The organism is Flavobacterium gyeonganense, from assembly GCF_029625295.1.
GTDB lineage: Bacteria > Bacteroidota > Bacteroidia > Flavobacteriales > Flavobacteriaceae > Flavobacterium > Flavobacterium gyeonganense.
Genome location: NZ_CP121112.1, coordinates 2381133 through 2405436 on the forward strand (window position 1 = coordinate 2381133; position 24304 = coordinate 2405436).

Annotated in this window: 23 protein-coding genes; 2 read left to right on the forward strand and 21 right to left on the reverse strand. The window is 35.1% G+C overall.

The features are described from left to right. Positions 1-19: 19 nt before the first annotated feature. From P5P89_RS10365 to aspS, 15 genes are all read right to left on the reverse strand, one after another. The gene (locus P5P89_RS10365) at positions 20-1462 is read right to left on the reverse strand and encodes a complex I subunit 4 family protein (protein WP_278011838.1); all 1443 of its coding nucleotides are present in this window, start codon (positions 1460-1462) and stop codon (positions 20-22) included. A gap of 10 nt (positions 1463-1472) precedes the next feature. Then, the gene (nuoL, locus tag P5P89_RS10370) at positions 1473-3356 is read right to left on the reverse strand and encodes an NADH-quinone oxidoreductase subunit L (RefSeq protein ID WP_278011839.1); all 1884 of its coding nucleotides are present in this window, start codon (positions 3354-3356) and stop codon (positions 1473-1475) included. Positions 3357-3362: 6 nt separating this feature from the next. Next, positions 3363-3683: an NADH-quinone oxidoreductase subunit NuoK gene (gene nuoK, locus P5P89_RS10375; RefSeq protein ID WP_017494599.1), complete on the reverse strand. Its 321-nt coding sequence runs from the start codon at positions 3681-3683 to the stop codon at positions 3363-3365. Then, positions 3683-4222: an NADH-quinone oxidoreductase subunit J family protein gene (locus P5P89_RS10380; RefSeq protein WP_278011840.1), complete on the reverse strand. Its 540-nt coding sequence runs from the start codon at positions 4220-4222 to the stop codon at positions 3683-3685. Before P5P89_RS10380 ends, nuoK begins: the two co-directional genes overlap by 1 nt. Next, positions 4223-4768 (reverse strand): NuoI/complex I 23 kDa subunit family protein, encoded by a 546-nt coding sequence (locus P5P89_RS10385; protein WP_278011841.1) that lies wholly within the window; start codon positions 4766-4768, stop codon positions 4223-4225. It abuts the gene before it with no gap. A gap of 171 nt (positions 4769-4939) precedes the next feature. Next, entirely contained in the window at positions 4940-5995 is a 1056-nt protein-coding gene (nuoH, locus tag P5P89_RS10390) for an NADH-quinone oxidoreductase subunit NuoH (RefSeq protein ID WP_278011842.1), read from the reverse strand. Between the two features lie 2 nt (positions 5996-5997). Next, the gene (locus P5P89_RS10395; RefSeq protein WP_269234316.1) at positions 5998-7029 is read right to left on the reverse strand and encodes an NADH-quinone oxidoreductase subunit G; all 1032 of its coding nucleotides are present in this window, start codon (positions 7027-7029) and stop codon (positions 5998-6000) included. A gap of 160 nt (positions 7030-7189) precedes the next feature. After that, positions 7190-8560 (reverse strand): NADH-quinone oxidoreductase subunit NuoF, encoded by a 1371-nt coding sequence (gene nuoF, locus P5P89_RS10400; protein ID WP_278011843.1) that lies wholly within the window; start codon positions 8558-8560, stop codon positions 7190-7192. A 1-nt stretch (position 8561) separates the two neighbouring features. Then, the gene (locus tag P5P89_RS10405; protein ID WP_278011844.1) at positions 8562-9092 is read right to left on the reverse strand and encodes a complex I 24 kDa subunit family protein; all 531 of its coding nucleotides are present in this window, start codon (positions 9090-9092) and stop codon (positions 8562-8564) included. 82 nt (positions 9093-9174) lie between these two features. Beyond that, a complete protein-coding gene (locus P5P89_RS10410; protein ID WP_078226940.1) occupies positions 9175-10413 on the reverse strand; it encodes an NADH-quinone oxidoreductase subunit D in 1239 nt (412 codons plus the stop codon). Positions 10414-10438: 25 nt separating this feature from the next. Beyond that, positions 10439-10960, reverse strand: coding sequence for an NADH-quinone oxidoreductase subunit C (locus P5P89_RS10415; RefSeq protein WP_278011845.1), 522 nt, complete (start codon positions 10958-10960; stop codon positions 10439-10441). Position 10961: 1 nt separating this feature from the next. Next, a complete protein-coding gene (locus P5P89_RS10420; RefSeq protein ID WP_163391742.1) occupies positions 10962-11510 on the reverse strand; it encodes an NADH-quinone oxidoreductase subunit B in 549 nt (182 codons plus the stop codon). Between the two features lie 84 nt (positions 11511-11594). Then, positions 11595-11960 carry an NADH-quinone oxidoreductase subunit A gene (locus tag P5P89_RS10425; RefSeq protein WP_278011846.1) on the reverse strand — a complete coding sequence of 122 codons (366 nt, stop codon included), beginning with the start codon at positions 11958-11960 and terminating at the stop codon, positions 11595-11597. A gap of 237 nt (positions 11961-12197) precedes the next feature. Further along, positions 12198-12392, reverse strand: a complete 195-nt coding sequence (locus tag P5P89_RS10430) for a cold-shock protein (protein ID WP_007137066.1) — start codon at positions 12390-12392, stop codon at positions 12198-12200. Positions 12393-12714: 322 nt separating this feature from the next. Further along, a complete protein-coding gene (aspS, locus tag P5P89_RS10435; RefSeq protein ID WP_278011847.1) occupies positions 12715-14466 on the reverse strand; it encodes an aspartate--tRNA ligase in 1752 nt (583 codons plus the stop codon). Positions 14467-14621: 155 nt separating this feature from the next. Here aspS and P5P89_RS10440 point away from each other — a divergent pair, with 155 nt between their 5' ends. Both P5P89_RS10440 and P5P89_RS10445 read left to right on the forward strand, forming a co-directional pair. Further along, complete coding sequence (locus tag P5P89_RS10440) at positions 14622-15617, forward strand: TlpA family protein disulfide reductase (protein ID WP_278011848.1); 996 nt, start codon at positions 14622-14624, stop codon at positions 15615-15617. A 208-nt stretch (positions 15618-15825) separates the two neighbouring features. Further along, the gene (locus P5P89_RS10445; protein ID WP_278011849.1) at positions 15826-16173 is read left to right on the forward strand and encodes a toxin-antitoxin system YwqK family antitoxin; all 348 of its coding nucleotides are present in this window, start codon (positions 15826-15828) and stop codon (positions 16171-16173) included. A 57-nt stretch (positions 16174-16230) separates the two neighbouring features. On the opposite strand, the gene P5P89_RS10450 is transcribed toward P5P89_RS10445, so the two are convergent. From P5P89_RS10450 to P5P89_RS10475, 6 genes are all read right to left on the reverse strand, one after another. Then, on the reverse strand, positions 16231-17790 hold the full coding sequence (locus P5P89_RS10450) for a PepSY-associated TM helix domain-containing protein (RefSeq protein ID WP_278011850.1): 1560 nt from the start codon (positions 17788-17790) through the stop codon (positions 16231-16233). Between the two features lie 3 nt (positions 17791-17793). Further along, positions 17794-18096 carry a hypothetical protein gene (locus tag P5P89_RS10455; RefSeq protein WP_278011851.1) on the reverse strand — a complete coding sequence of 101 codons (303 nt, stop codon included), beginning with the start codon at positions 18094-18096 and terminating at the stop codon, positions 17794-17796. Positions 18097-18099: 3 nt separating this feature from the next. Continuing rightward, entirely contained in the window at positions 18100-18432 is a 333-nt protein-coding gene (locus P5P89_RS10460; protein ID WP_278011852.1) for a hypothetical protein, read from the reverse strand. Between the two features lie 160 nt (positions 18433-18592). Continuing rightward, positions 18593-21769: an efflux RND transporter permease subunit gene (locus P5P89_RS10465; RefSeq protein WP_278011853.1), complete on the reverse strand. Its 3177-nt coding sequence runs from the start codon at positions 21767-21769 to the stop codon at positions 18593-18595. A 120-nt stretch (positions 21770-21889) separates the two neighbouring features. Further along, positions 21890-22957 (reverse strand): efflux RND transporter periplasmic adaptor subunit, encoded by a 1068-nt coding sequence (locus P5P89_RS10470; protein WP_278011854.1) that lies wholly within the window; start codon positions 22955-22957, stop codon positions 21890-21892. A 9-nt stretch (positions 22958-22966) separates the two neighbouring features. After that, positions 22967-24301, reverse strand: coding sequence for a TolC family protein (locus P5P89_RS10475; RefSeq protein WP_278011855.1), 1335 nt, complete (start codon positions 24299-24301; stop codon positions 22967-22969). Positions 24302-24304 lie beyond the last annotated feature (3 nt).

Sequence of the window (24304 nt, forward strand, 5' to 3'; positions counted from 1 at the left end):
TTTATTTTTATTTAAAATATTAATTTTTATTGATAACGTTTAAAATCGTTTCTAAACTTGGTGTAATCAGATCTGTAATAGGTTTTGGATAGAAGCCAAATAATAATAAAACAGCAATGATTACAGCAAATGAAATTCCTTCGTTAAGTGTAACATCTGCAAAAGTCTTAGAATTGGTTTCGCCTAACATAACATGCTGGAACATTCTTAGCATATAGTAAGCTCCTAAAATAATTGTGGTTCCTCCAAGAAGAGCAAACCAGATATTAACTTGGGAAAGACTATATAAAACTGTAAATTCCCCAACAAAGTTAAATGTACCAGGCAAAGCAACAGATGCTAAGACTAAAATCAAAAACATGGAGGTAAGTTTAGGGGATTGCGTACGGATTCCACCCAATTTAGAAATTTCTCTGGTTTCAAATCTTCTGAAAACAACTTCAGCAGCAAAGAATAATCCAACAACTACAAAACCGTGAGCGATCATTTGTAAAACCGCACCTCTTAAACCATCAAGAGTTAAAGTGTATGATCCAGCTGCAATTAAACCAACGTGTGCAAGAGACGAATAAGCTAATAATTTTTTCAAGTCATTTTGTCTTAACGCTACGATAGACCCGTAGATTACACCAGCAATTCCTAAAGCAATAAAGATGTACATGTATTCTTTAGCAGCAAGCGGTGCAATTGGTAACTGCCATCTGATAACACTATAAAGTCCCATTTTTAGCATGATACCAGATAAAAGCATTGTTCCAACAGTTGGTGCTTTTTGGTACACATTTGCCTGCCAGGTATGGAAAGGAATAATTGGAATTTTAATAGCATAGGCTAAGAAGAAAGCCAAGAAAATCCAAAATTGCTCACAAGCAGATAATTGTACTTTATATAAATCTTCGATTAAGAAACTTCCGTTTGCTTTTTGAGATAAATAAATAAATGCAGTTAACATGAATAATGAACCAGCAAGCGTGTAAATAAAGAATTTAACCACTGCTTTTCTGCGTTCTTCAGCATCACCATTACCCCAGATCAAAGCAATAAAGTAGATTGGAATAAGTGCTAACTCCCAGAAAATATAATATAAAAGTCCATCAGAAGCTAAGAAAGTTCCTGTCATAGCAAATGCCATGAAAAGAATTAATCCGTAGAAAGCTTTTGAATTTCTGTATTCATTTCCAAAAGAAGAAAATATAATAATAGGAGTAAGAGCGACAGTAAGTAAAACCATTGCCAAACCTAATCCGTCAGCGTTTAAAGCGAAAGAAATTTTAGGCTGTGTGATCCAGCTGTTGATTACGCTGATATTTTCGCCAGCATTATAATTATTCAATAATACAATTGAACATCCTAAAGCAGCTAAGCTGAAAAGCAAAGCAACTTTTGAAGCTAGTTTGTCACCAGAAAAATAAGTGGCAAAGGCACCAATTAAGAGTATGATTAATATAGTAGAAACGTTCATAGTTATAATATTATTGAGCTAAAAATATATAGGAAATAATGGCACACATTCCTAAAACAAAAACAAACAGATATAATCCGATACTTCCCGATTGTAATCTCTTTCCTTGAAAAGCAATTTCATTCGCAGCTTTACCCAATCCAAAAACAAGAGCAGATAAACCAGTTTCGATATAATCTCTAAAGAATTTAGACAAAGTATTAATTGGTTTTACAAAAATTGCCTCGTAGATTTCGTCTACATAATATTTGTTATATAAAACTTTGCTTAAACCTGTAATGTTTTCGTCAGATTCTGGAACATTATCCTGTTTAAAGTATTTAATGTAAGCAATCAAGATTCCTAATAATCCTCCAACAACTGCAACACCCATTAAAGTGTATTCTGTTGGTCCTAAATGATGTTCTTCGCCAGCTGTTTTTGCAAAAAGAGGGGCAAGGTATTCGTTTAACCAGCTGTTTCCTGGTAAACTAATTAATCCTCCGAAAGTTGCCAAAATAGCCAAGATGATAAGCGGAATAGTAATTAATGAACCACTTTCGTGTAAATGATGTTTTTGCTCTTCTGTTCCTCTAAATTCTTTGAAGAAAGTCAAGAACATTAAACGGAACATATAGAAAGCTGTCATGATTGAAGCAACAGATCCAATAACGTATAATGGAATACTGTGGTGGAAAGCTGTCATTAAAATTTCGTCTTTAGAGAAGAACCCTGAGAAAAACGGAACTCCAGAAATTGCTAATGAAGATATCAACATTGTCCAGAACGTAATTGGCATTGCTTTACGCAATCCACCCATATTACGCATATCCTGCTCACCATGTAAACCGTGAATAACAGATCCTGATCCTAAGAATAAACAAGCTTTAAAGAAAGCATGAGTAATTACGTGGAAAACAGCTACTTCATAAGCTCCAAAACCTAATGCTAAGAACATTAAACCTAATTGTGAAACCGTAGAGTAAGCCAAAACTTTTTTGATATCGGTTTGAACTAATCCAATTGTAGCAGCAACTAATGAAGTGATTGCTCCAATGATTGCGATTACGCTTTGAACGTCTGTTGCAAGGTCAAAAACAAAGTTTAATCTCGTTACCATAAAGATACCTGCAGTTACCATTGTAGCCGCGTGGATTAATGCAGAAACTGGAGTTGGTCCGGCCATTGCATCAGGTAACCAGGTATATAACGGAATTTGAGCAGATTTACCACAAGCTCCAATAAATAAGCATAATGCCGCTAAAGAAAGTAATGGCAAATTTAAGTTTGAAGATCCCGCAATTGCCGTTTGTAAAGTGGCATAATCTAATGTAGAAAACATTGATCCAATAATGAACATACCAATCAAAAGACCTAAATCTCCAATTCTGTTCATAATGAAAGCTTTTTTCGCGGCATCGTTGTAATCCTGGTTTTTATGCCAGAATCCAATTAACAGGTAAGAACAAAGTCCAACACCTTCCCATCCGATAAACAGCACTAATAAGTTGCTTCCAATTACAAGTGTAATCATAAAGAAAACGAACAAATTCAAATAAGAAAAGAATTTGTGCATATTTTCGTCATCATGCATGTAACTGATAGAGTATAAGTGAATCAAAGATCCGATTCCGGTTACGAACAATAACCAAAGAACAGATAACTGATCTAATAGAAATCCAAGATTGATTTTTAAATTACTAATCTGAATCCAGTCAAATAAAGTAACTTCTATCGCTTTTCCGGTTGACGTAATTTGATTAAAAAGTACAAGGGTAACGATAAAAGAAATAGCTACAGCCACAGTTCCGATTGCTCCTGAAACTGCCTTGCCTAAGTTTTTTCCAAAGAAAACATTAATTAAAAATCCTAAAAAAGGCGTAAGTACTAATAGTAAAGCTAAATTGGTATCCATTTCTATTTATCCTTTTAAATTTTTTAAATTATCGATACTAATCGAACCTAAATTTCTAAAGATCGAAACTAAAATAGCCAATCCTACAGCAACTTCAGCCGCTGCAACTGCCATCGAAAAGAACACAAAAACCTGTCCTTGTGCATCCTGATGGTATGTTGAAAAAGCCACAAATAAAAGGTTTACTGCATTTAGCATGATTTCGATAGACATGAAAACGATAATAGCATTTCGTCTGTACAATACACCAAAAATACCAATACAAAAAAGTACAACACTTAAAAAGATGTAGTTTTCTATACCTATTTGATTTAATATATTACCCATTATTTATTTAATTTTTCTTTTTTAGACAATAATACTGTTCCAATCATTGCCACTAAAAGCAAAATAGAGGCAAATTCAAACGGAACCATATATTCGTTCAGCAATATTTTACCTAAAACTTTAATCGATTGGAAATCCTCTCCTGATGAGTCGTATTCACCAACAATTGGTTTAGAGTTAATGAAAATAGTAATTAATACGATGCAGATTAAACAGAACGAAACAATCGCACCCAAACGGGTAATCCTTGGTTTGTGGACCTGATGACGCTCATTTAGGTTCATCAACATGATTGTAAAAAGGAACAGAATCATAATTGCCCCCGAATAGACTATAATATGTACTATAGCTAAAAACTGGGCATTTAGCAACAAATAATGACCTGCAATCGAGAAGAAACAAATCACTAAATAAATAGCGCTATGAATTGGGTTTCGGCTAAAAATGGTCAAAAAGGCAGTAATTACCGTTATAAACGCTAAGAAACAAAATATTACTTGTACAGTAGTTGCGTGAGCAAAATCAGGAATATGTATCATTTAGTTAGCATTATTAAGTTGAGCATTTTTCATCGCCATTTCCAACGGCATCACTAATCTGTCTTTTCCAAAAATGAAATCTTCTCTTTCATAACTAGAAGGAACCAACACTTTTGAAGTCGTCAAATAAATGGCATCTTTTGGACAAGCTTCTTCACAAAGTCCACAAAAAATACAACGAAGCATATTGATTTCGTAGATTTCAGCATATTTTTCCTCTCTGTACAAATGCTTTTCATCAGCTTTACGCTCGGCTGCCTTCATTGTAATGGCTTCAGCAGGACACGATAAAGCACACAGACCACAGGCAGTACAGTTTTCACGGCCTTGTTCGTCACGTTTCAGCATATGTTGGCCACGATAAACCGGACTCATTTCACGAACCTGTTCAGGGTAATGAATGGTAGCTTTTTTCTTGAAAAAGTGTTTAATAGTAATAAATAAACCTTTTACAATCGCCACAAGATACAATCGCTCCCAAAAAGTCATCTCTTTGTTAGAGACCACTTTTTTTCTACCCGATAATGATATAGTTTCTATTGACATTTAAAGTATAATTTGTGATTCAATTTGATAATTAGACCAAATCCAATCTATTTCGTTTTTTATTTAGTAGCTTCCCGATAGCTATCGGGACTGCTTTATCCGCTATATCTTTTATGGTGAACCCCACCATAAAAGGATGCCGCTGCTATCAGGGCTAGGGCATTACGGTTGTTAGAATCCTAAGAAGGCAGCCAGATCGTGTCTTAAAATTACAATTCCCGTCACAATAATATTTGCAATTGAAAGCGGAATCAAAATTCGCCATCCCAAATTCATTAACTGGTCATATCTAAATCTCGGAATCGTCCAGCGAACCCACATATAGAAAAAGATCCAGAAACATATTTTGGCAAACAAAACGGCTATTCCTAAAATGTTAGCTGCGTTAACACCAACATTTTCTACCATCCACTGCATTCCCGGATAATTGTACCCTCCAAAGAACAATACTGAAATAATAGTAGCCGAGATAAACATATTCGCATATTCAGCAAATAAATAGAATCCCATTTTCATGGATGAATATTCGGTATGGTAACCACCTATCAACTCAGATTCACATTCTGCTAAGTCAAAAGGCGTTCTGTTGGTTTCTGCAAAAGCACAGATAAGGAAAATAAGGAAGGATAAAGGCTGGTAAAAAACATTCCAGTTCATTCCTGCCTGCTGCTCAGAGATTTCTTTTAAGCTTAAAGTTCCGGTCATCATCAACAAAGCAATCATGGATAATCCCATCGCAACTTCATACGAAACCATTTGAGATGCTGCACGAACCGCTCCCATCAAAGAGAACTTATTGTTTGAAGCCCAGCCACCAATCATGATTCCGTAAACCCCAACAGAAACAACTCCGAAAAAATATAATAAAGCAATGTTGATATCGGTAGCTTGTAATAAAATATCTCTTCCAAATAAATGCAATCTGTCTCCCCACGGAATTACCGCACTGGTCATCAAAGCTGTACTCATGGCAATTGCCGGTCCTACAACAAATAAAAATCGGTTTGGTGTATTTGGGAAAAATTCTTCTTTCGAGAATAATTTCAAACCATCGGCAAGAGGCTGCAATAAACCTCCCCAACCCGCACGGTTTGGACCCACACGATCCTGAAGAAAAGCAGCAACTTTACGCTCAGCCCAGGTAGAATACATCGCCATAATCATAGTTATGGCAAAAACCACAACAATAACAACACTTTTTTCTATAATAAATGCACTATCTACCATTGTTAAGAATTTTTGTCGTTAGTGTTTAACGGAATTTCAGCCATACTGATTTTTTTACGGTCAATATCTCTTCCTAAAAGAATATTCTTTTCGGTATCGATTTGTACTTTCTCTAATTTTTGAGTGTAGTTATTTTGGTTGATCACAGAATCTTTTTCAAATTCTCTTGGTCCTTCAATCACCCAGTCATTTACATTTTTATGGTCAAAACGACAGCTGTTGCAGATAAACTCTTCTACTTCATGATACTCGTCTTTACGACCTGTTACACGCTGAATTTCTCCTCCAAACATCCAAACGGTAGTTTTACCGCAGCATCCGGGAGTAGTACATTCTCTGTGCGCATTATAAGGCTTGTTGAACCAAACTCTTGATTTGAAACGGAAAGTTTTATCAGTTAATGCTCCAACAGGACAAACATCAATCATGTTTCCTGAGAATTCATTGTCGATAGCTTTTGAGATTCCAGTAGAAATATTTGCGTGATCTCCACGATCTAATACGCCGTGAACTCTGTTGTCTGTCAATTGATCTGCAACTTGTACACATCTTTGACATAAGATACAACGGTTCATATGCAGTTGAATATTCGGACCGATATCTTCCGGTTCAAATGTTCTTTTTTCTTCAATATAACGTGATTTTGGATTTCCGTGTTCGAAACTTAAATTCTGCAAATCACATTCTCCCGCCTGATCACAAATAGGGCAGTCTAAAGGGTGATTAATCAATAAAAATTCAGTTACAGATTTGCGGGCTTCAGTAACTCTGTCAGAAGATTTGCTGTTTACTTCCATTCCGTCCATGCAGCCAGTTACACAAGATGCCATTAATTTCGGCATTGGTCTTGGATCCGCTTCACTTCCTTTTGAAACTTCAACTAAACAACAACGGCATTTTCCGCCGCTCCCTTTTAATTTGGAGTAATAACACATGGCTGGCGGAACTAAATCTCCTCCAATCATACGCGCCGCCTGCAGGATGGTAGTTCCTGGTTCTACGTCAATACTTTGACCGTCTATGGTTACTTTCATCTCTTTATTTTGTTTTTTTAGTTTCAGGTTTAATGTTTCAGGGTATTGAACTTGAAACTAAATAACTTGAAACTTGAAACTATCTTAAATTTTTTGTTGAAAGTCGGAATATTTAAAAGAGTTTGCTGTCCTTTTAATATTATTAACTTTTTAATTTATTTTATACGATTACCTTACCGCCTACTAAATGTTTCACTTGCGAAAACGGCTCAGCAACAAAATGATCTCTGTGTTTTATTTTTTCAGGAAAACGAACGTGGTATTCAAATTCATCTCTGAAATGGCGTATCGCTGCTGCTACCGGCCATGAAGCCGCATCGCCAAGCGGACAAATCGTGTTTCCTTCGATTTTACTTTGAATACTCCATAACAATTCGATATCCTCTTCACGGCCGTGACCGTTTTCAATACGATGTAATATTTTTTCCAGCCAGCCTGTTCCTTCACGACACGGAGTACATTGTCCACAGGATTCGTGGTGGTAAAAACGGGCAAAATTCCAAGTGTTTCTTACGATACAGGATGTGTCGTTGTACACGATAAATCCACCTGAACCCAACATAGATCCGGTAGCAAAACCACCATCACTTAAAGATTCGTAAGTCATTAATCGGTCTTCACCATTTGCTGTTTTGAAAATTAATTCAGCAGGTAAAATCGGCACTGAAGATCCTCCAGGGACTAGAGCTTTCAAAGGTCTGCTGGATGACATTCCTCCTAAATATTCATCAGAATTCATGAACTCATCTACAGATAATCCCAATTCAATTTCGTAAACTCCTGGGTTTTTGATGTGTCCTGAAGCCGAGATTAATTTAGTTCCTGTAGAACGACCAATACCAATTTTTGCATACTCATCACCAGAGTTATTGATAATCCATGGCACTGCTGCAATAGTCTCTACATTGTTTACTACAGTTGGATTTGCCCAAAGTCCTGAAACAGCCGGGAAAGGTGGTTTAATCCGCGGGTTTCCTCTTTTCCCTTCCAGTGATTCAATAAGGGCAGTTTCTTCTCCACAAATATAAGCTCCCGCTCCACAGTGAACATACAAGTCTAAATCGTAACCTGTACCTAATATATTTTTTCCTAACCAACCCGCAGCTCTTGCTTCGTTGATTGCTTTTTCCAAAATTTTGAAAACCCACATGTATTCTCCACGAATGTAGATGTAGGATAGGTTTGCGCCAAGAGCAAAACTGGAAGTAATCATTCCTTCAATCAATAAGTGAGGAATGAATTCCATCAAATAACGATCTTTGAAAGTTCCTGGCTCAGATTCGTCGGCATTGCATACCAAATGTCTTGGTTTTCCTGATTTTTTGTCAATAAAGCTCCATTTCATTCCCGCCGGGAAACCAGCACCACCACGACCACGAATACCTGATTTTTTTACTTCTTCAACAACTTCGTCAGGTGTAAGCGTTTTTAAGGCTTTTTCAACAGAAGCATAACCACCGTTTTGGCGATATACTTCGTAGGTTTTAATACCCGGAATATTGATTTTGTCTAATAATATTTTTTTGGACATCTTATTTATCGTGTAATATTATTTTATCATCTTTACAATCAGCAATTAACTGATCGATTTTTTCTTCTGTAAGTTTTTCTTTGTAGAAATCGCCCAACTGCATCATCGGAGCGTATCCGCAGGCACCTAAACATTCTACACCGGCAATAGTGAACATTCCGTCAGGAGTTGTTTCGCCCATTTTAATGCCTAATTTTTCAGAAGTATAATCCATTAAATTTTCGGCACCGCTTAAACAACAACAAGAAGTCTGGCAAAACTCAAACATGTATTTTCCAATTGGTTTTTGGTTGAACATGGTGTAAAAAGTAACCACTTCATAAACCTCGATTGGTTTGATTTGAAGAATTTCGGCCACTTTATCCTGCAGTTCAATACTAAGCCAGTTGTTATGCGCATCCTGAACTTCATGTAAAACAGGCAATAGAGCCGATTTTTGTTTTCCTTCAGGATAATGACTAATCAGTTCATTGATGCGGTTCATCAATGCCTCGGTCATGTTTATTTCTTGTTTGTAATGTTTACGTTCCATTTTTTATTATTTTGAATCTTAAATTTTAAATTTTAAATGTTTGCGACATTTATAATTTACAATTCAAAATTTATAATTCATTTTATGCGTCTAATTCTCCTGCGATTACATTTAAACTTGACAAAATAACAATTGCATCAGATAATAAAGCACCTTTGATCATTTCCGGATAAGCCTGATAATATATAAAGCAAGGTCTTCTGAAATGTAATCTGTATGGGGTTCTGCTTCCGTCTGTCACTAAATAAAATCCGATTTCTCCATTTCCTCCTTCAACCGGATGGTAAATTTCTGCAACCGGTACAGGAACTTCTCCCATTACAATTTTAAAGTGATAAATCAAGGATTCCATTGAAGTATATACATCTTCTTTTGGAGGCAAATAATAATCAGGTACTTCTGCATGATATTCGTTTCCTGGAGGCATTTTGTCCAAGGCCTGACGAATAATGCTTAAACTTTCCCAAACCTCTGCATTACGAACGCAGAAACGATCGTAAGTATCTCCAGATTTTCCAACAGGAACAATAAAATCAAAATCTTCGTAAGACGAGTAAGGTTGTGCCACACGAACGTCATAATCAACTCCCGCAGCACGTAAGTTTGGTCCTGTAAATCCATAAGCCATTGCTTTCTCTGCCGAGATTGCACCTACGTTTACAGTCCTGTCAATAAAAATTCTGTTTCTTTCGAATAAGTTTTCGAATTCTTTCCATGCAACTGGAAATTCTTCAAGGAAAGTATCAAGTTTTTTGAAAGCTTCCGGTGACCAGTCTCTTTCAAATCCACCGATTCTTCCCATATTCGTTGTCAAACGTGCACCACAAATTTCTTCGTAGATTTCGTAAATCTTTTCTCTAAATTGAAAAACGTATAGGAAGCCGGTATAAGCACCAGTATCAACTCCTAAAATCGAGTTACAGATTAAGTGGTCTGTAATACGCGCCAGTTCCATAACGATAACTCTTAAATATTGGGCTCTTTTTGGAACTTCAATACCTAATAATTTTTCTAATGTCATCCACCATCCCATATTATTAATAGGAGAGGAGCAATAGTTCATACGGTCTGTAAGAGGGGTAATTTGATAAAAAGGACGGTTTTCAGCAATTTTTTCGAATGCTCTGTGGATGTAACCAATAGTTGGTTCAGCTTCCAGAATTCTTTCACCATCCATCAACAAAATATTTTGAAAAATACCGTGAGTAGCCGGGTGAGTAGGGCCTAAATTAAGTACAGAAAGCTCGCTTCCGTCTTCGTTTAGTTTATCCTTTATTATTTTAGCATATCGATGCTCTGGTGATAATAATAGTTCTGACATTTTATAATGTTGAATTATTTATTTTTTAGCAATTTGTTGTTGTTCTTCCAAAGAATCTGTCGTCCTTATCTGTTCTTCCGCTGTCTTCCATTGGAAATTCTTTTCTCATAGGGAAAGACACCATTTCATCCATATTCAAAATACGTTTCAATTGCGGATGACCAATAAAGTTTATCCCAAAGAAATCATATGTTTCCCTTTCCATCCAATTCGAACTTAAGAAAATATTTGAAATGGTTTTGATTTCCGGTTTTTCACCATTAAGATACACTTTAATTCTGATGCGTTTGTTATCGTACCAGTTATGCAGATGATATACAATGGCAAATTGACGTTCTGATTCATTATCTGGGTAGTGAATACCGCATAAATCAGTTAAAAAGTGAAAACGCAAATCAGTATCATTTTTCAGGAAAAGAATCAGGGCTGTAATTTTATCAGCTGAAGCTTCTAAAGTAAAAATATCTCTTTCTTCATGAAAGTTAAAAACATCATTATTGAATGTTTGTACAAGTTTTTCCTGGATCAGTGTATTTTCTAAAGCCATTTTATGAGATATTATAGGAAGCTAATAATTCCTGGTATTCCGGAGAGCTTCTACGTCTCACAGATTCGTTTTTTACCAATTCCTGAAGTTTCATTACACCGTCAACAATTTGTTCCGGTCTTGGAGGACATCCCGGCACGTAAACATCAACCGGAATAACTTTATCAATACCTTGCAAGACAGAGTACGTGTCAAAAATTCCGCCCGATGAAGCACAGGCTCCAACGGCAATTACCCAGCGAGGCTCAGACATTTGTTCGTAAACCTGTCTTAAAATTGGCGCCATTTTTTTAGAGATGGTTCCCATTACCATTAACATATCTGCCTGACGGGGAGAAAAACTCACACGTTCAGAGCCAAATCGTGCCAAATCGTAATGTGATGCCATGGTTGCCATAAATTCGATTCCGCAGCATGAAGTTGCGAAAGGCAATGGCCAAAGAGAATTCGCTCGTGCCAAACCTACAACGTCATTTAGTTTTGTGGCAAAGAAACCTTCACCAACAACACCTTCCGGAGGGGCAACCATATTTACATTTGAATCGCTCATTTTTGTTATTTTGAATTTTGAATTATAAATTTTGATTGTTCAAATAATTATAACTCAGCATTTATAATTTAGAATCAATGTTTGTTATTCCCAGTCTAAAGCTCTCTTTTTGATGATATAGAAAAAGCCAACTAAAAGCAAAGCCATGAAAACAATCATTTTCAGCATTCCCTCAACTCCTAATTCTTTAAAGTTTACTGCCCAAGGATAAAGGAAAATCACCTCTACGTCAAACAGAACAAATAAAATGGCAACAAGGAAATATTTTACTGAAAACGGAATACGGGCATTACCAACTGATTCGATTCCGCATTCAAAGTTTTTATCTTTAGTTTCTGAGGTTCTTCTTGGACCTAATTTTCCGGAAATAATGATAGTTCCCACTACAAAACCAACAGCTAGTATAAGCTGCATTAAGATAGGAAGATAGCTGTATTGATCAGATTGCATAAAACTTAGGGTTTTTACTTAAAAAATAGTCACAAAGATAGCTTTCAACTCTGTAAATCACAAACTAAAAAATGATTTAAGTATAGTGCATAATATGGTTTGCATGTAATTTTTATTGATTATAAATAAAAGGTCAGAGTTTTGCATTTTTTTAACAAGTATGCAAAAAAAAACGTTTCGAAATAAATCGAAACGTTTAACCATTCAGAGGCAAAAAAATAAATTGCTATATTTTTCTTAGATTACTGCTACTTTAGCAGCAACTTTCCCTTTTCTTCCTTCTTCTTCTTCGTAGCTTACACGGTCACCTTCGCGTAATTCTTCCGCGTTAATTCCTGAAGCGTGAACGAAGATGTCTTTTCCTGTTTCTTCGTCTGTAATGAATCCATAACCTTTAGACTCATTGAAAAATTTTACTGTACCTGTACGCATTGTAATTGTAATAATAATTTATAATAAAGCAAATGTAACATATAAAATCATACAAAAGACACTAAGGTGTTAATTTTTTGTAAAAATTATTGATTTACAGTGATTTCTGTGTTTTAATAATATTAAAATTCATATGAATATCTTTGAATTTAGATTGTTTTATTAAAAATAAAGCAATTTACATACTTATTTTATTGTAATAAACGGACTACTTATTAAAATTAGCTTTTTTTTAAATTCCTACAATAATTTTTAATAATTAAAAAAAGAGCAACAAAAATTAATTGTGACTCTTTTGATTGTATTATTGAAATGTTACAGGTTATTTTAAATCAAGTTTAATGGATAATTCTTTCAGTTGTGAATCATCAATTGCAGCCGGAGCATCGATCATTACATCACGACCTGAATTGTTTTTAGGGAAAGCAATAAAATCCCTAATCGTTTCCTGACCTCCTAAAATAGCAACTAATCTGTCTAAACCAAAAGCTAAACCTCCGTGCGGTGGTGCTCCAAACTGGAATGCATCCATTAAGAAACCAAATTGTGCTTTTGCTTCTTCTTCGGTAAACCCTAAATATTTAAACATTAATTGCTGCGTTGCCTTATCGTGAATACGAATAGAACCTCCGCCAATTTCGTTTCCATTTAAAACCATATCGTAAGCGTTTGCTCGAACTTTGCCAGGATCTGTTTCTAACAATGCCATATCTTCTGGTTTTGGCGATGTAAACGGATGGTGCATGGCGTGGTAACGGCCACTTTCTTCGTCAAGTTCCAATAGCGGAAAATCAACTACCCATAATGGAGCAAATTCTTCGGGATTACGTAATCCTAAACGGGTTGCCAGTTCCATACGAAGTGCAGACAATTGAGTACGTGTTTTGTTTGCAGGACCAGAAAGTACAAAAATCATATCGCCAGGTTTTGCTTCTGTTACTTTTGCCCAGTTTGCCAAATCGTCCTGATCGTAGAATTTATCTACAGAGGATTTAAATGTTCCGTCTTCGTTACATTTCACGTAAACCATTCCGGATGCGCCAACCTGAGGGCGTTTTACCCAGTCAATCAAACCGTCGATTTCTTTACGAGTGTAATTTCCGGCTCCAGGAACAGCAATTCCCACAACTAATTCTGCTGCATTGAATACGGGGAATTCTTTATGTTGTGCAAATTCGTTTAATTCACCAAACTTCATTCCGAAACGAATGTCGGGTTTGTCGTTTCCGTATGTTTTCATGGCATAGTCGTAGGTAATTCTTGGGAATTTATCTACTTCAATACCTTTAATTTCTTTAAGTAAATGTCTTGTTAAGCCTTCAAAAACATTTAAAATATCTTCTTGCTCTACAAACGCCATTTCGCAGTCAATCTGAGTAAACTCCGGCTGACGGTCTGCTCGTAAATCTTCGTCACGGAAACACTTCACAATCTGGAAATATTTATCCATTCCACCCACCATCAATAATTGTTTGAAAGTCTGTGGAGATTGCGGCAAAGCATAAAACTGGCCTTCGTTCATACGGCTTGGTACAACGAAATCTCTTGCTCCTTCCGGAGTTGACTTAATTAAGTAAGGCGTTTCAACTTCGCAGAAATCTAAATCTGATAAATATTTACGAACTTCCATTGCCACTTTGTGACGGAATAATAAACTGTTCTTTACCGGATTTCTTCGGATATCCAAATAACGATATTTCATTCTGATATCTTCTCCACCGTCCGTTTCGTCTTCAATGGTGAATGGAGGTGTTAAAGCAGAATTCAAAATAGTTAATTCAGAAACTAAAATTTCAATTTCACCAGTTGGAATGTTTTTGTTTTTTGCTTCACGCTCGATAACAGTCCCTTTTACCTGAATTACAAATTCTCTTCCCAGCGTTTTTGCCAATTCAAAAACTGCTTTATCGGTACGGCTTTCGTCGAAAATAAGTTGTGTAATTCCGTAACGGTCACGTAAATCGACCCAATTCATGAATCCTTTATCACGTGATTTCTGAACCCAGCCTGCAAGTGTAACTTCGGTATTAATATTTGAGGCATTTAATTCGCCACAATTATGACTTCTATACATTGATCAAAATTTAGACTGCAAAAGTAAACACAAAATTCAAATTAATATAGTAAAGTAATAACTTGATGCTTATAAAATTGAAATATTTTGTTAATGCCTAATTTTATCATCTATAATTTCTTTAGATTTGGTCTATTCTAAATAAATTGTCAATTATGAGAAAAGTTATTCTTTTTGCTTTGATTATGCTGAGCGTTTTTAACGTTGATGCCCAAACAAAGAATCAAATTAAATTTACGGCTAAAATTGCGAATAGAAATAGCGATACCTTAGTTATTCGTGGCGCAAATAATTTTACACAGATTATTCCAATTGATAAAAAGGGTGTTTTTGCAGCCACTTTTGAAGCTCCAAAAGGGTTTTATCAATTTTCTGATGGTCATGAAGTTTCGAGTTTGTACTTAAAACCAAATTCAGAAATAAACTTGACGATGGATGCGAAACAATTTGATGAAACGATTGTATATAAAGGTAAAGGTGTTGATGAAAGCAATTTTCTGGCACTTTACTCTTTAAATAATGAAAAATTTCAAAACGAAGCTTTTACTAAAGATGAAACCGAATTTGCTGCACTTTTGGAAGCAAAGAAAAAGTGGGATAATGAAACTCTTGAAAAAGGAAAATATGATGCAGAATTTCAGACTGCTGTAAAAAATGCATTCTCACAATTTCATCAGTATGCAGCCCAGGCTTATCAAAGCAATGCACAAACAAATAAACTTAAAGGAAAGCCTTCACCTGATTTTGATTATGAAAATTATAAAGGTGGAAAAACAAAACTTTCAGATTTAAAAGGGAAATACGTTTACATAGATCTTTGGGCAACCTGGTGTGGACCATGCAGGGCTGAAATTCCTTTTTTGCAAAAAATTGAAGAAAAATATCACGGAAAAAATATTGAATTTGTGAGTATCTCAATCGACAAGGCAAAAGACAATGAGAAATGGAAAAAATTTGTGGCTGATAAAAATTTAGGCGGAATCCAGTTATTTGCAGATAAAGATTGGGAATCTGAGTTTGTAACAAGTTATGGTGTAACCGGAATCCCAAGATTTATATTGATTGATCCAAAGGGGAACATTTTAAACCCTGATGCTGATAGACCATCATCGCCAGAATTACAAACACAATTAGATACTTTATTGAAATAATTCTTTCAAATTACAACGTTATCGTAATTTTAGCAATTTTCTAAAAATACCAGTAAAACCAATGCTTCAGCGTTGGTTTTTTTATATCCGGCTGATTTCCAATGTTAAGTTTTTATCTAATGTTACCAAATTGTTAAGTAAAAGTTTTTTTAATGTAAACTATTAATTATATTTGATAAAGATTTGATAATATTAATAACCTAAAGATATGAAAAAGTGTGTAATTTTAGTTGCAATATTGTTCTCTGGAATTTTAGTTGCACAAGAGACAAAACCTGAATTAGAAGCTGTTGGAAATAAAGTAAGAGCTACTTATTATTATGATAATGGAAAAGTACAACAAGAAGGCTTTTTTAAAGAAGGTAGATTAGATGGTGTCTGGGTATCTTATGATGAGAATGGAAATAAAAAAGCTATCGCAGAATACACAAACGGATTAAAAACCGGAAAATGGATTTATTTTAATGACAAAAATATTTGTCAGGTAGATTATTCAAACAGCAAAATTAATTCTGTTAAGAATTTAGAAGAAAAAGTTATTGCGCATAATAATTAATACAATTTTAGTTAATAAAAAAAGGAGAAAATTGAATTCAATTTTCTCCTTTTTTTATTATATTTCTGCTATTTGATTCTTTTTTGATTTTAATGAAAAAGCAACATATAGTGTAATTGATGCTAAAATAATCCAGAAAATATCGATAAAGAAAATCTGAATTTTGTTTTGGAGGAAAGAATTCCAAAACCAGTTTCCGGTAATGATTCCATTTGTAAGCGGAATCAAAAAACCTAAAACACTTCCTGAAATTAAGCACCATTTGTTAGTAAAAGCATCATTCTTTTTGATAATAAAAAAGAGGGCAAGCAACAGCCATCCAATAAAATAAATACTGTATAAATTAGACTGAGTTAAAGGATAAAATAATTTAGATGCGATGAATGCCAATGCCGTAATCGGATACATACTCAAGCAAATAGCCAGATAAATACGTACAACCCTTTCATTGAAACGACGTTTCTTCTCAGTCATATTTTTTTTATCCCTCGCAATTAACCAAATCATAACTCCTGAAATAATCACGAAGCAGGTTATAATTCCTAAAGCAAAACTTACTATTTTCAATGCATAACCACCATAATCACCAAAATGTATCCGGTATAAAACATTTTTGACAACATCTAAATAATGGTTTTGTGTTTCAGGGTTTTTCCTTGCAATTTCTTTTCCATCAGCAATACGGTAAACTACTTTTCCGTTTCCGGTAAATTTTTTGGTGCTTAACAATTCACCTTCAACCAGAAGATGCATATTAGCATCGCCATAGTTCTGAATCATCACATGGTTGATTTCAAAACCCTTCCAGTTGCTTTTCGCTTTAGAAACTAACTCATTGATACTAAAAGAAACTGTCAATTTTTTATTCTCAAACTTAAATTCAGGATCTGTATATTCAAGTTCTTTATATAATTTGTCCTGATCTCCTTTATAAAGAGCCATTACAGCCGGCGCAACGATTAAAAGCTTGATCATAAAAAATGCTCCCGTCACGGCATAGACAAACTGAAAAGGCATTCCGATCATTCCTAATGCTGTATGAGCATCTGTCCATAATGTTTTAAGCTTTTCTTTTGGACGAAAAACATAAAAATTCGAAACAATTTTTTTCCAGTGTAGTAAAACTCCTGTTACTATTGCAAACAAGAAAAACAGCGCAATGAAACCCGAAAGATAATATCCGACAGGATACGGAATCTGTGCAAGGAAATGCAAACGATATAAAAACTCTCCAAGAGAATAGGACTCTTCGTAGGTTGATGTTTTATAGTTTTTGGTATCTAAATAAAAAAAACTTCCTTCTTTTTGTTTTGCTGGAGCGAGAGTATCTTTGGTTCCTTCTAAAGAAATATTAACCCGTCTTTCGTTACTATGTTTAGAAATGGTAATATTTCGTCCTTGGAGAATATACTCATTGTCCAGTTTTTTTAATGCAGCATCATAGTTTAAATCAATTTCGCGTGAAATAGAAACTGTTTCATTTTTTTCCCAATTGATTATTTCGTCCCTGAAGAAAGAAAAGGATCCGGCAAAGAAAATCACAAAAAGAGCAACACTGATAACGATTCCGCTAAGGGTGTGTGTATGGAAATAAATATTATAATTACGATTACTCATCTGTTATTGTGCGGTTGTATTATAGGTTTGTCCCAGATATATTAAAAGAGAGAAAATGAGTGAAAGGAGTATGTAAACCATCCATATTTTCCATCCGTTTTTGGATAAAAAAGCAACTACCATCAGTGCTACCCAAAGAATAAAGCCACTAAAAGCCATTGTAATAAGGATATTTGCCCTATTGAACCAGGAAGCTAAAGCGAGGTGAAAAGTAACCGAAACAAAATAACCGCCCAGAATAGCAGCAGTAATTTTAGCAAACCGTTGCCATTTTGACTGTGTTAAGTATTTAGGATTTGCAGGCATGGTTTAAGCGTAATAAATTTCTAGTAAGATTGCAGTTATGAAAAAAATCAGTAATGTTATTTTGTTTATTTTTTTTAGCGGAGTTAATATCACAATCAGGCTTCCTATTGTCATTAACTGAATAAAAAAAAGCAAGGTTCCACAACACAGAGACTCTGTAAATAACCAAAAAAAATAGGCAGTTGTAAGCAAAAGTAATCCGGTAATTTTAGTTTGTTTTGGATTTTTCTGCATCCATTTTTCAAAACCTAAATCATAGGATAAAACAGCTCTTTTAGAAGTATAATACAAAGTATAAAAAGCTAAAAAAACGAAAAGACTTGCTATTGTTACCATAATCTGAAATTTTATGCAGCAAATTTAAGTTTTGAAATAACACAAAACAAATTATTTTTATTTATTCCAAATAAGAAATAAAAACAAAAGCATGTAAATGCAAAAAACCTGCTCAAATGAATGAACAGGTTTTTCAAGTTTAAAACAAATCAACAATTAATTAATGCGTATGTTTAGGGTTAAAACCGTCTTCGCTTACTTCGGTCGGTTCATAATCTGCCACCATTTCAGCCTCGTAATCGATTTTTTCTCCTTTAGATAATCTTCTTATAATACCTTCCATGATCTGGTAGATAACCGGAACTACAATCAGTGTTAGGAATAATGAAGAGATCAAACCTCCAATAATTACCCATGCCAATCCGTTTTTCCACTCAGCTCCTGCTCCAGATGCTAATGCAATCGGGAACATACCAAATACCATCGCAATTGTTGTCATCAGGATCGGACGTAAACGTGCGTGGTTTGCCTGAATCAGTGCATTTCTAATCGATTCTCCGGCAGCTCTTCGCTGATTGGTATAATCGACAAGCATGATCGCATTCTTACACACCAGACCAATCAACATGATGACCCCTAAAATGGTAAAAATATTTAATGTATTATTTGTTAATGCCAGTGCAAATAAAACGCCGATAAACGAAAGCGGAATCGCGAACAATACCACAAACGGGTGAACAAAACTGTCATAAAGACCAACCATTACAAGGTAAACCAAGATAATAGCCGCCAATAATGCAATTCCTAAAGTACCAAAACCTTCAGATTGGTTCTCTTGGTCACCTCCCCAGATGTAATTTACTCCGGTTGGTTTTTGCAGTTTGTCTAGTTTTTCCTGCCATTGTGTAACGATTGTTCCCGCCGGTACCCCAACGTTCTGACCTTGTACGGTTACAGAAGCTGTTTTATCTCTACGCTCTAATTTACTTGGTCCTGAACCTTCAGTAATAGTAGCAAATTGGTTTAATTTAATTTGTTGTCCTGCATTGTTGATGAAAATCAAATTACTAACATCGGTAATGTTTTTTCTATCAAATTCGTTGTATTTGATATTGATGTCGTATTCGTATTCTCCAGCTCTAAATTTACCGTCAGTATTACCACTATAAGCTGTCTGCATTGTTAAACCAACCGTTTGAAGTGTTAATCCTAAAGCAGCCATTTTGTCTCTGTCTACCTGAACGTTGATTTCTGGATTTCCGTCTTCAACTGTTAATTTAATCTCAGTTGTCCCAGGAATTGTACGCAATTCAGCTTCTGCCATTTTAGCAAATTTCATAGCGCTTTCTACGTTCGGACCTGTAACGATCAAACCTAAAGTTGCATCCTCTGCTGTACCTAAAATACCTACTGGAACTGTTTTAACTTTTGCTCCAACTAATATTTTTTCAAGTTTACGTTTTGTCTTCGCTGCATAAACGTTAGCATCGTCTGTACGATCTTTTTGTTCGATCATTTTAACATCGATCTCTGCTTTGTAAGCTGTTGCCTGCGCTGCGCCTAAACCTTCACTGGTTTGTCCTACTGTTGTAATCTGGCTGAAAACATATTTCTCTCCTTTTAAGAAAGCTTCTGCTTTTTGCGTCATAAAGTTGGTCTGCTCTAATGAAGCGTCTTTTGGCATCTCGATTTGTACTAAGAACTCACCACTATCAGATGATGCGAAGAATTCTCCTCCGATGTAACCGCCTCCCATTAACCAGAATATCGATCCGAAGAAAAGTACTAATACAATTCCGATTGTTTTAAAGTAGTGATCTAAACACCAGTTTAATAAATTTGAAACCCAGTTAGTAAAACGGGTTAAGTAACTTTCAAATCCAAGAATGATTCTTCCGAAAAGGTTTTTACCTTCAATATGCTCCAGTTTTCCAAAACGTGAAGACAACCAAGGAATAATAGTAAATGAAGCCAATAAAGAGAACATTGTAGAGATAATTACCGTAACACAGAATTGTGTAATAATATTTGACACCAAACCTGTACTCATTGCAATCGGCAAGAATACTACCACAATTACCAAAGTAATAGAAGTTACAGTTCCTCCAATTTCGGCAGTTCCATCGTATGAAGCACGAATTCGGCTTTTACCCATTTCCATATGTCGGTAAATGTTTTCTAATACAACAATAGCATCATCCACAAGAATACCAACTACAAGAGATAAACCAAGTAAAGACATTAAGTTAAGTGTGTAACCTAATAAATAGATTCCGATAAATGTAGCAATTAAAGAGGCTGGAATAGAAACCATTACGATCAACGAGTTTCTAATACTGTGCAAGAAGAACAACATTACAAATGCTACCAGAATAACCGCAATTAATAAATCGTGTACAACGGAGTCTGCTGCTTCAAGTGTAAATATGGTACTATCCTTTGCAATATCAAGTTTTAAACTGGATTTTTTATAATCTTGTTCTAATATCTTAATTGTTTTAACCAACTGCTCGCTTACCGCTACGGCATTGGCATCTGATTGTTTTACAATTTGAAGTACAATAGCGCTTTTTTGATCTACACGCGCAATTTTCTCCGCAATTTTTTGTGTATCCTGAACGTCAGCGATATCGCCTAAACGAACCTGGATTCCGTTTTGAGAAGAAACTACTAAGTTTCTTAATTCTTCAACGTTTTTATATTTACCCGCTAAACGGATTAAGATTTTTTGATTTCTAGTTTGAATGTTTCCTGTTGGGAAATCCAAGTTTGAAGTTAAAATAGTCTGCTGTACCTGCGGAACAGAAAGTCCGTAACCTTGCATTTTTACAGCATCAAGATTCACTTGAATCTCACGCTCTTGACCACCAATAATGTTTACCTGTGCCACACCTTGTACACGAGATAAAACGGGTGCAATCTTTTTATCGATCAAATCGTAAAAAGCAGCTTCGTCCATTTTACCATTCGCACCAAGCGTCATAATTGGTAAATCACTCAAAGAGAATTTAGTCAAAGACGGCGGATCGGCATCATCTGGTAAATCACTAAGAATTGCATTAATTTTACGCTGTGCATCGTTCATCGAAATATCAACATTAGCAGTAGAAAGTAATGTAATCGATACTACAGAAAGTGACTCATAAGATTTGGAATCAATTTTCTTGATATTTTCTAATGATGCAATCGCATCTTCAATCTTTTTTGTTACTGTATTTTCAACCTCACTTGGCGAAGCTCCAGGATATACAGTAGAAACCGTAATAACGTTGGTTTCAAATTTCGGGATCAGCTCATAACCTAACTGGCTGTAGCTGAACAATCCACCTAAAATCAGAATTGTAAACAATACAATTACTAACGACGGACGTTTAATGGATATTTCGGCTAATTTCATATGTTTTCTTATTAAGTTCCTAGTTTTTAGTTCCTAGTCCTTAGTTTTTAATTCCTCGTTTTTAATGCTAGGCGCAAAAAACTAAGGACTAAGGACTAATCTCTTAATCACTAATTACTTTTATTTAATAATTTCTACTGTATTTCCGTCTTGTAAGTTGATTTGACCTGTAGTAATTACTACATCCCCATCATTCAAACCACTAATGATTTCAACTTTATCTCCTAAGATTCTTCCAGCAACTACTTTTTTCAATTTAGCAATGTTATTTTCTACTACGAAAATTTCGTTACTGCTTACACTACCAACAAAAGCATTTCTTGGAACCACTTTTAAGTTTTGTTTTTGGTTGTTAGAACCAAAGTTTGCAGTTCCGTACATACCCGCTTTTAAATCGTTATTCGCATTGTTTGTAATTTCGATTTCAACAGGAAAGTTTAAAGAAGCATCTGCTTTTGAAGCAATGAAAGTAATTTTTCCGGAGAAATTTTTGTCAGGATAAACACTTGCAGAAATATTAACTTGGTTTCCTAATTTTAAACTTGCAACCTGACTTTCGTTAACCGTAACTGTCAATTTTAATTTAGAAACATTTACAATATCAAATAAAGCTGTTGCAGGCATACCAGTTAAGATAGATCCCGGTTCAATATATTTTTTATTGATGAATCCGTTGATTGGTGCTTTTACTTTTGTGTCACCAACATTAATATTTGCTTGTTTTAAATTAGATTCAGCATTTGTTAAAGCCAATTTTGCCTGATCTAATTGTTGTTTTGTAACACCACCTGTTTTAAAAGCATTTTCATATCTACTATAATCAGATTTTGCATTTTGATAGACTGCCTGAGCTTGTTGCGCGCTTACATTAATCACATCGCCTCTCATAGTTAGTAAAGTCTGGCCAACTCTTACATAGTCACCTTCTTTTACTAAAACACGGATTACTTTTCCGGACTTTTCAGCAGAGAAAGTCAATTCCTGAATAGGCTCAAAGTTTCCGTTGGCCGTAAAACCCAGATTTACATCTTCTGTTTTAACTGTCGCTACTTTTACAGAAATAGCAGCATTTTTTTGTGCCACAATAGCAGTTTTAGCCTCATTTTCGGTTTTATTTTTATTTAAAATGTAGCTAATCCCGGCAAAAGCTGCGGCTATGATTACGATTGTTATAATTATTTTCTTCATTGTAATTAGTTATTTAATAAGAGTTTTTAGTTCGCCTTTTGATTTGATTAGAGATATTTCGGCAATTTTATAATTTAAAACTGCTCTGCTGTAATTATTTTGAGCTTCCTGATTTGCATTTTCAGCATCTAATAGGTCAGTTAATGATGCTAGTCCCTGTAAGTAATTGTTTTTGGTATTGCTTAAAATTTCACTCGCAAGGCGCATATTTTCTTTTTGGTTCTCAATGGTAACCAGATTGTTGTTGATTTGCGTCATTGCATTTTGGTAATCCAGATCAAGTGAAAGTTTGGTGTCTTTCATATCTTCCTGAAGAGATCTTAACTCAATATCTGCCTGTCTTACTTTTGCACGGGTTCCAAAACCGGTAAAAATTGGGATACGTAAATTCAGTCCAATTGAAGAGAAGTCAGACCAATAAACTCCGTCTTTTGGTTTTGCAAACCATGGTAACTCAGGTCCCTGACCAATATAGTTGTAACCTGCAGTTAGTGAAAGTGTAGGATAATATCCTGCTTCAACAGCTTTCTTATTGAAAACAAGTAATTCTTCTTGTTTTTTCAAAAGAAGGTATTCTGTTCTGTTTTCTACATTAGGAGTTTCAGTCAATGCTGCCGATGTAGCTTCAAATTCTTCTGAAGGAATTTCGATTTTGATTTCAATTGGCATACCCATATAAAACTTTAAAGCATTTTCCTGTAACTCAACCTGATTCTTAACTTGTTGACGCTCTGTATCAATGTTTGATAATTTTACAATAATACGGTCTAAATCAATTTTCTTGGCCAAACCATTGTCAAATTGTCCTTTTACAATATCGCGAACTTTAGTAGTATTGGCATATGTACTGTCTAATAAAGTTAAAAGGTCTCGTTGAACATAAACAGTATAATAATTGTTGGCTACTCTTTCAATTACCTGTTCTTCTGTCAGCTGATCATTTATCTGATAAAATTCACGGGTAGATCTCGCAGCTTTTAGTCCAGTAAAAACAGACTGATCAAAAATGGCCTGAGTTAACGATATTCCGGCAGTCGAAGTCCATTTTTGTCCAAAAGCTGCCTGAATTGTGGTTCCCGGTGCGTTAAAAGCTGCTCCGTCAATAACGGTTGTCTGGAGTACGGGGTTATACGTTAAATTACCATTTGCGGAAATTTGCGGTAATGCTCTTGAACGTATTTCCTGAATTTTGTATTCACTGTTTTCAACCTGCAATTTAGATTTCTTAGCTTCTGCTTTATTTTGAAGAGCGTAGGTAAGAGCCTCTTTTAGGGTTAGTGTCTTGACTTGTGCATTGGCGGAGAGGCCAACAGTGCACAAAAATATTAGAATGATTCTTTTCATATA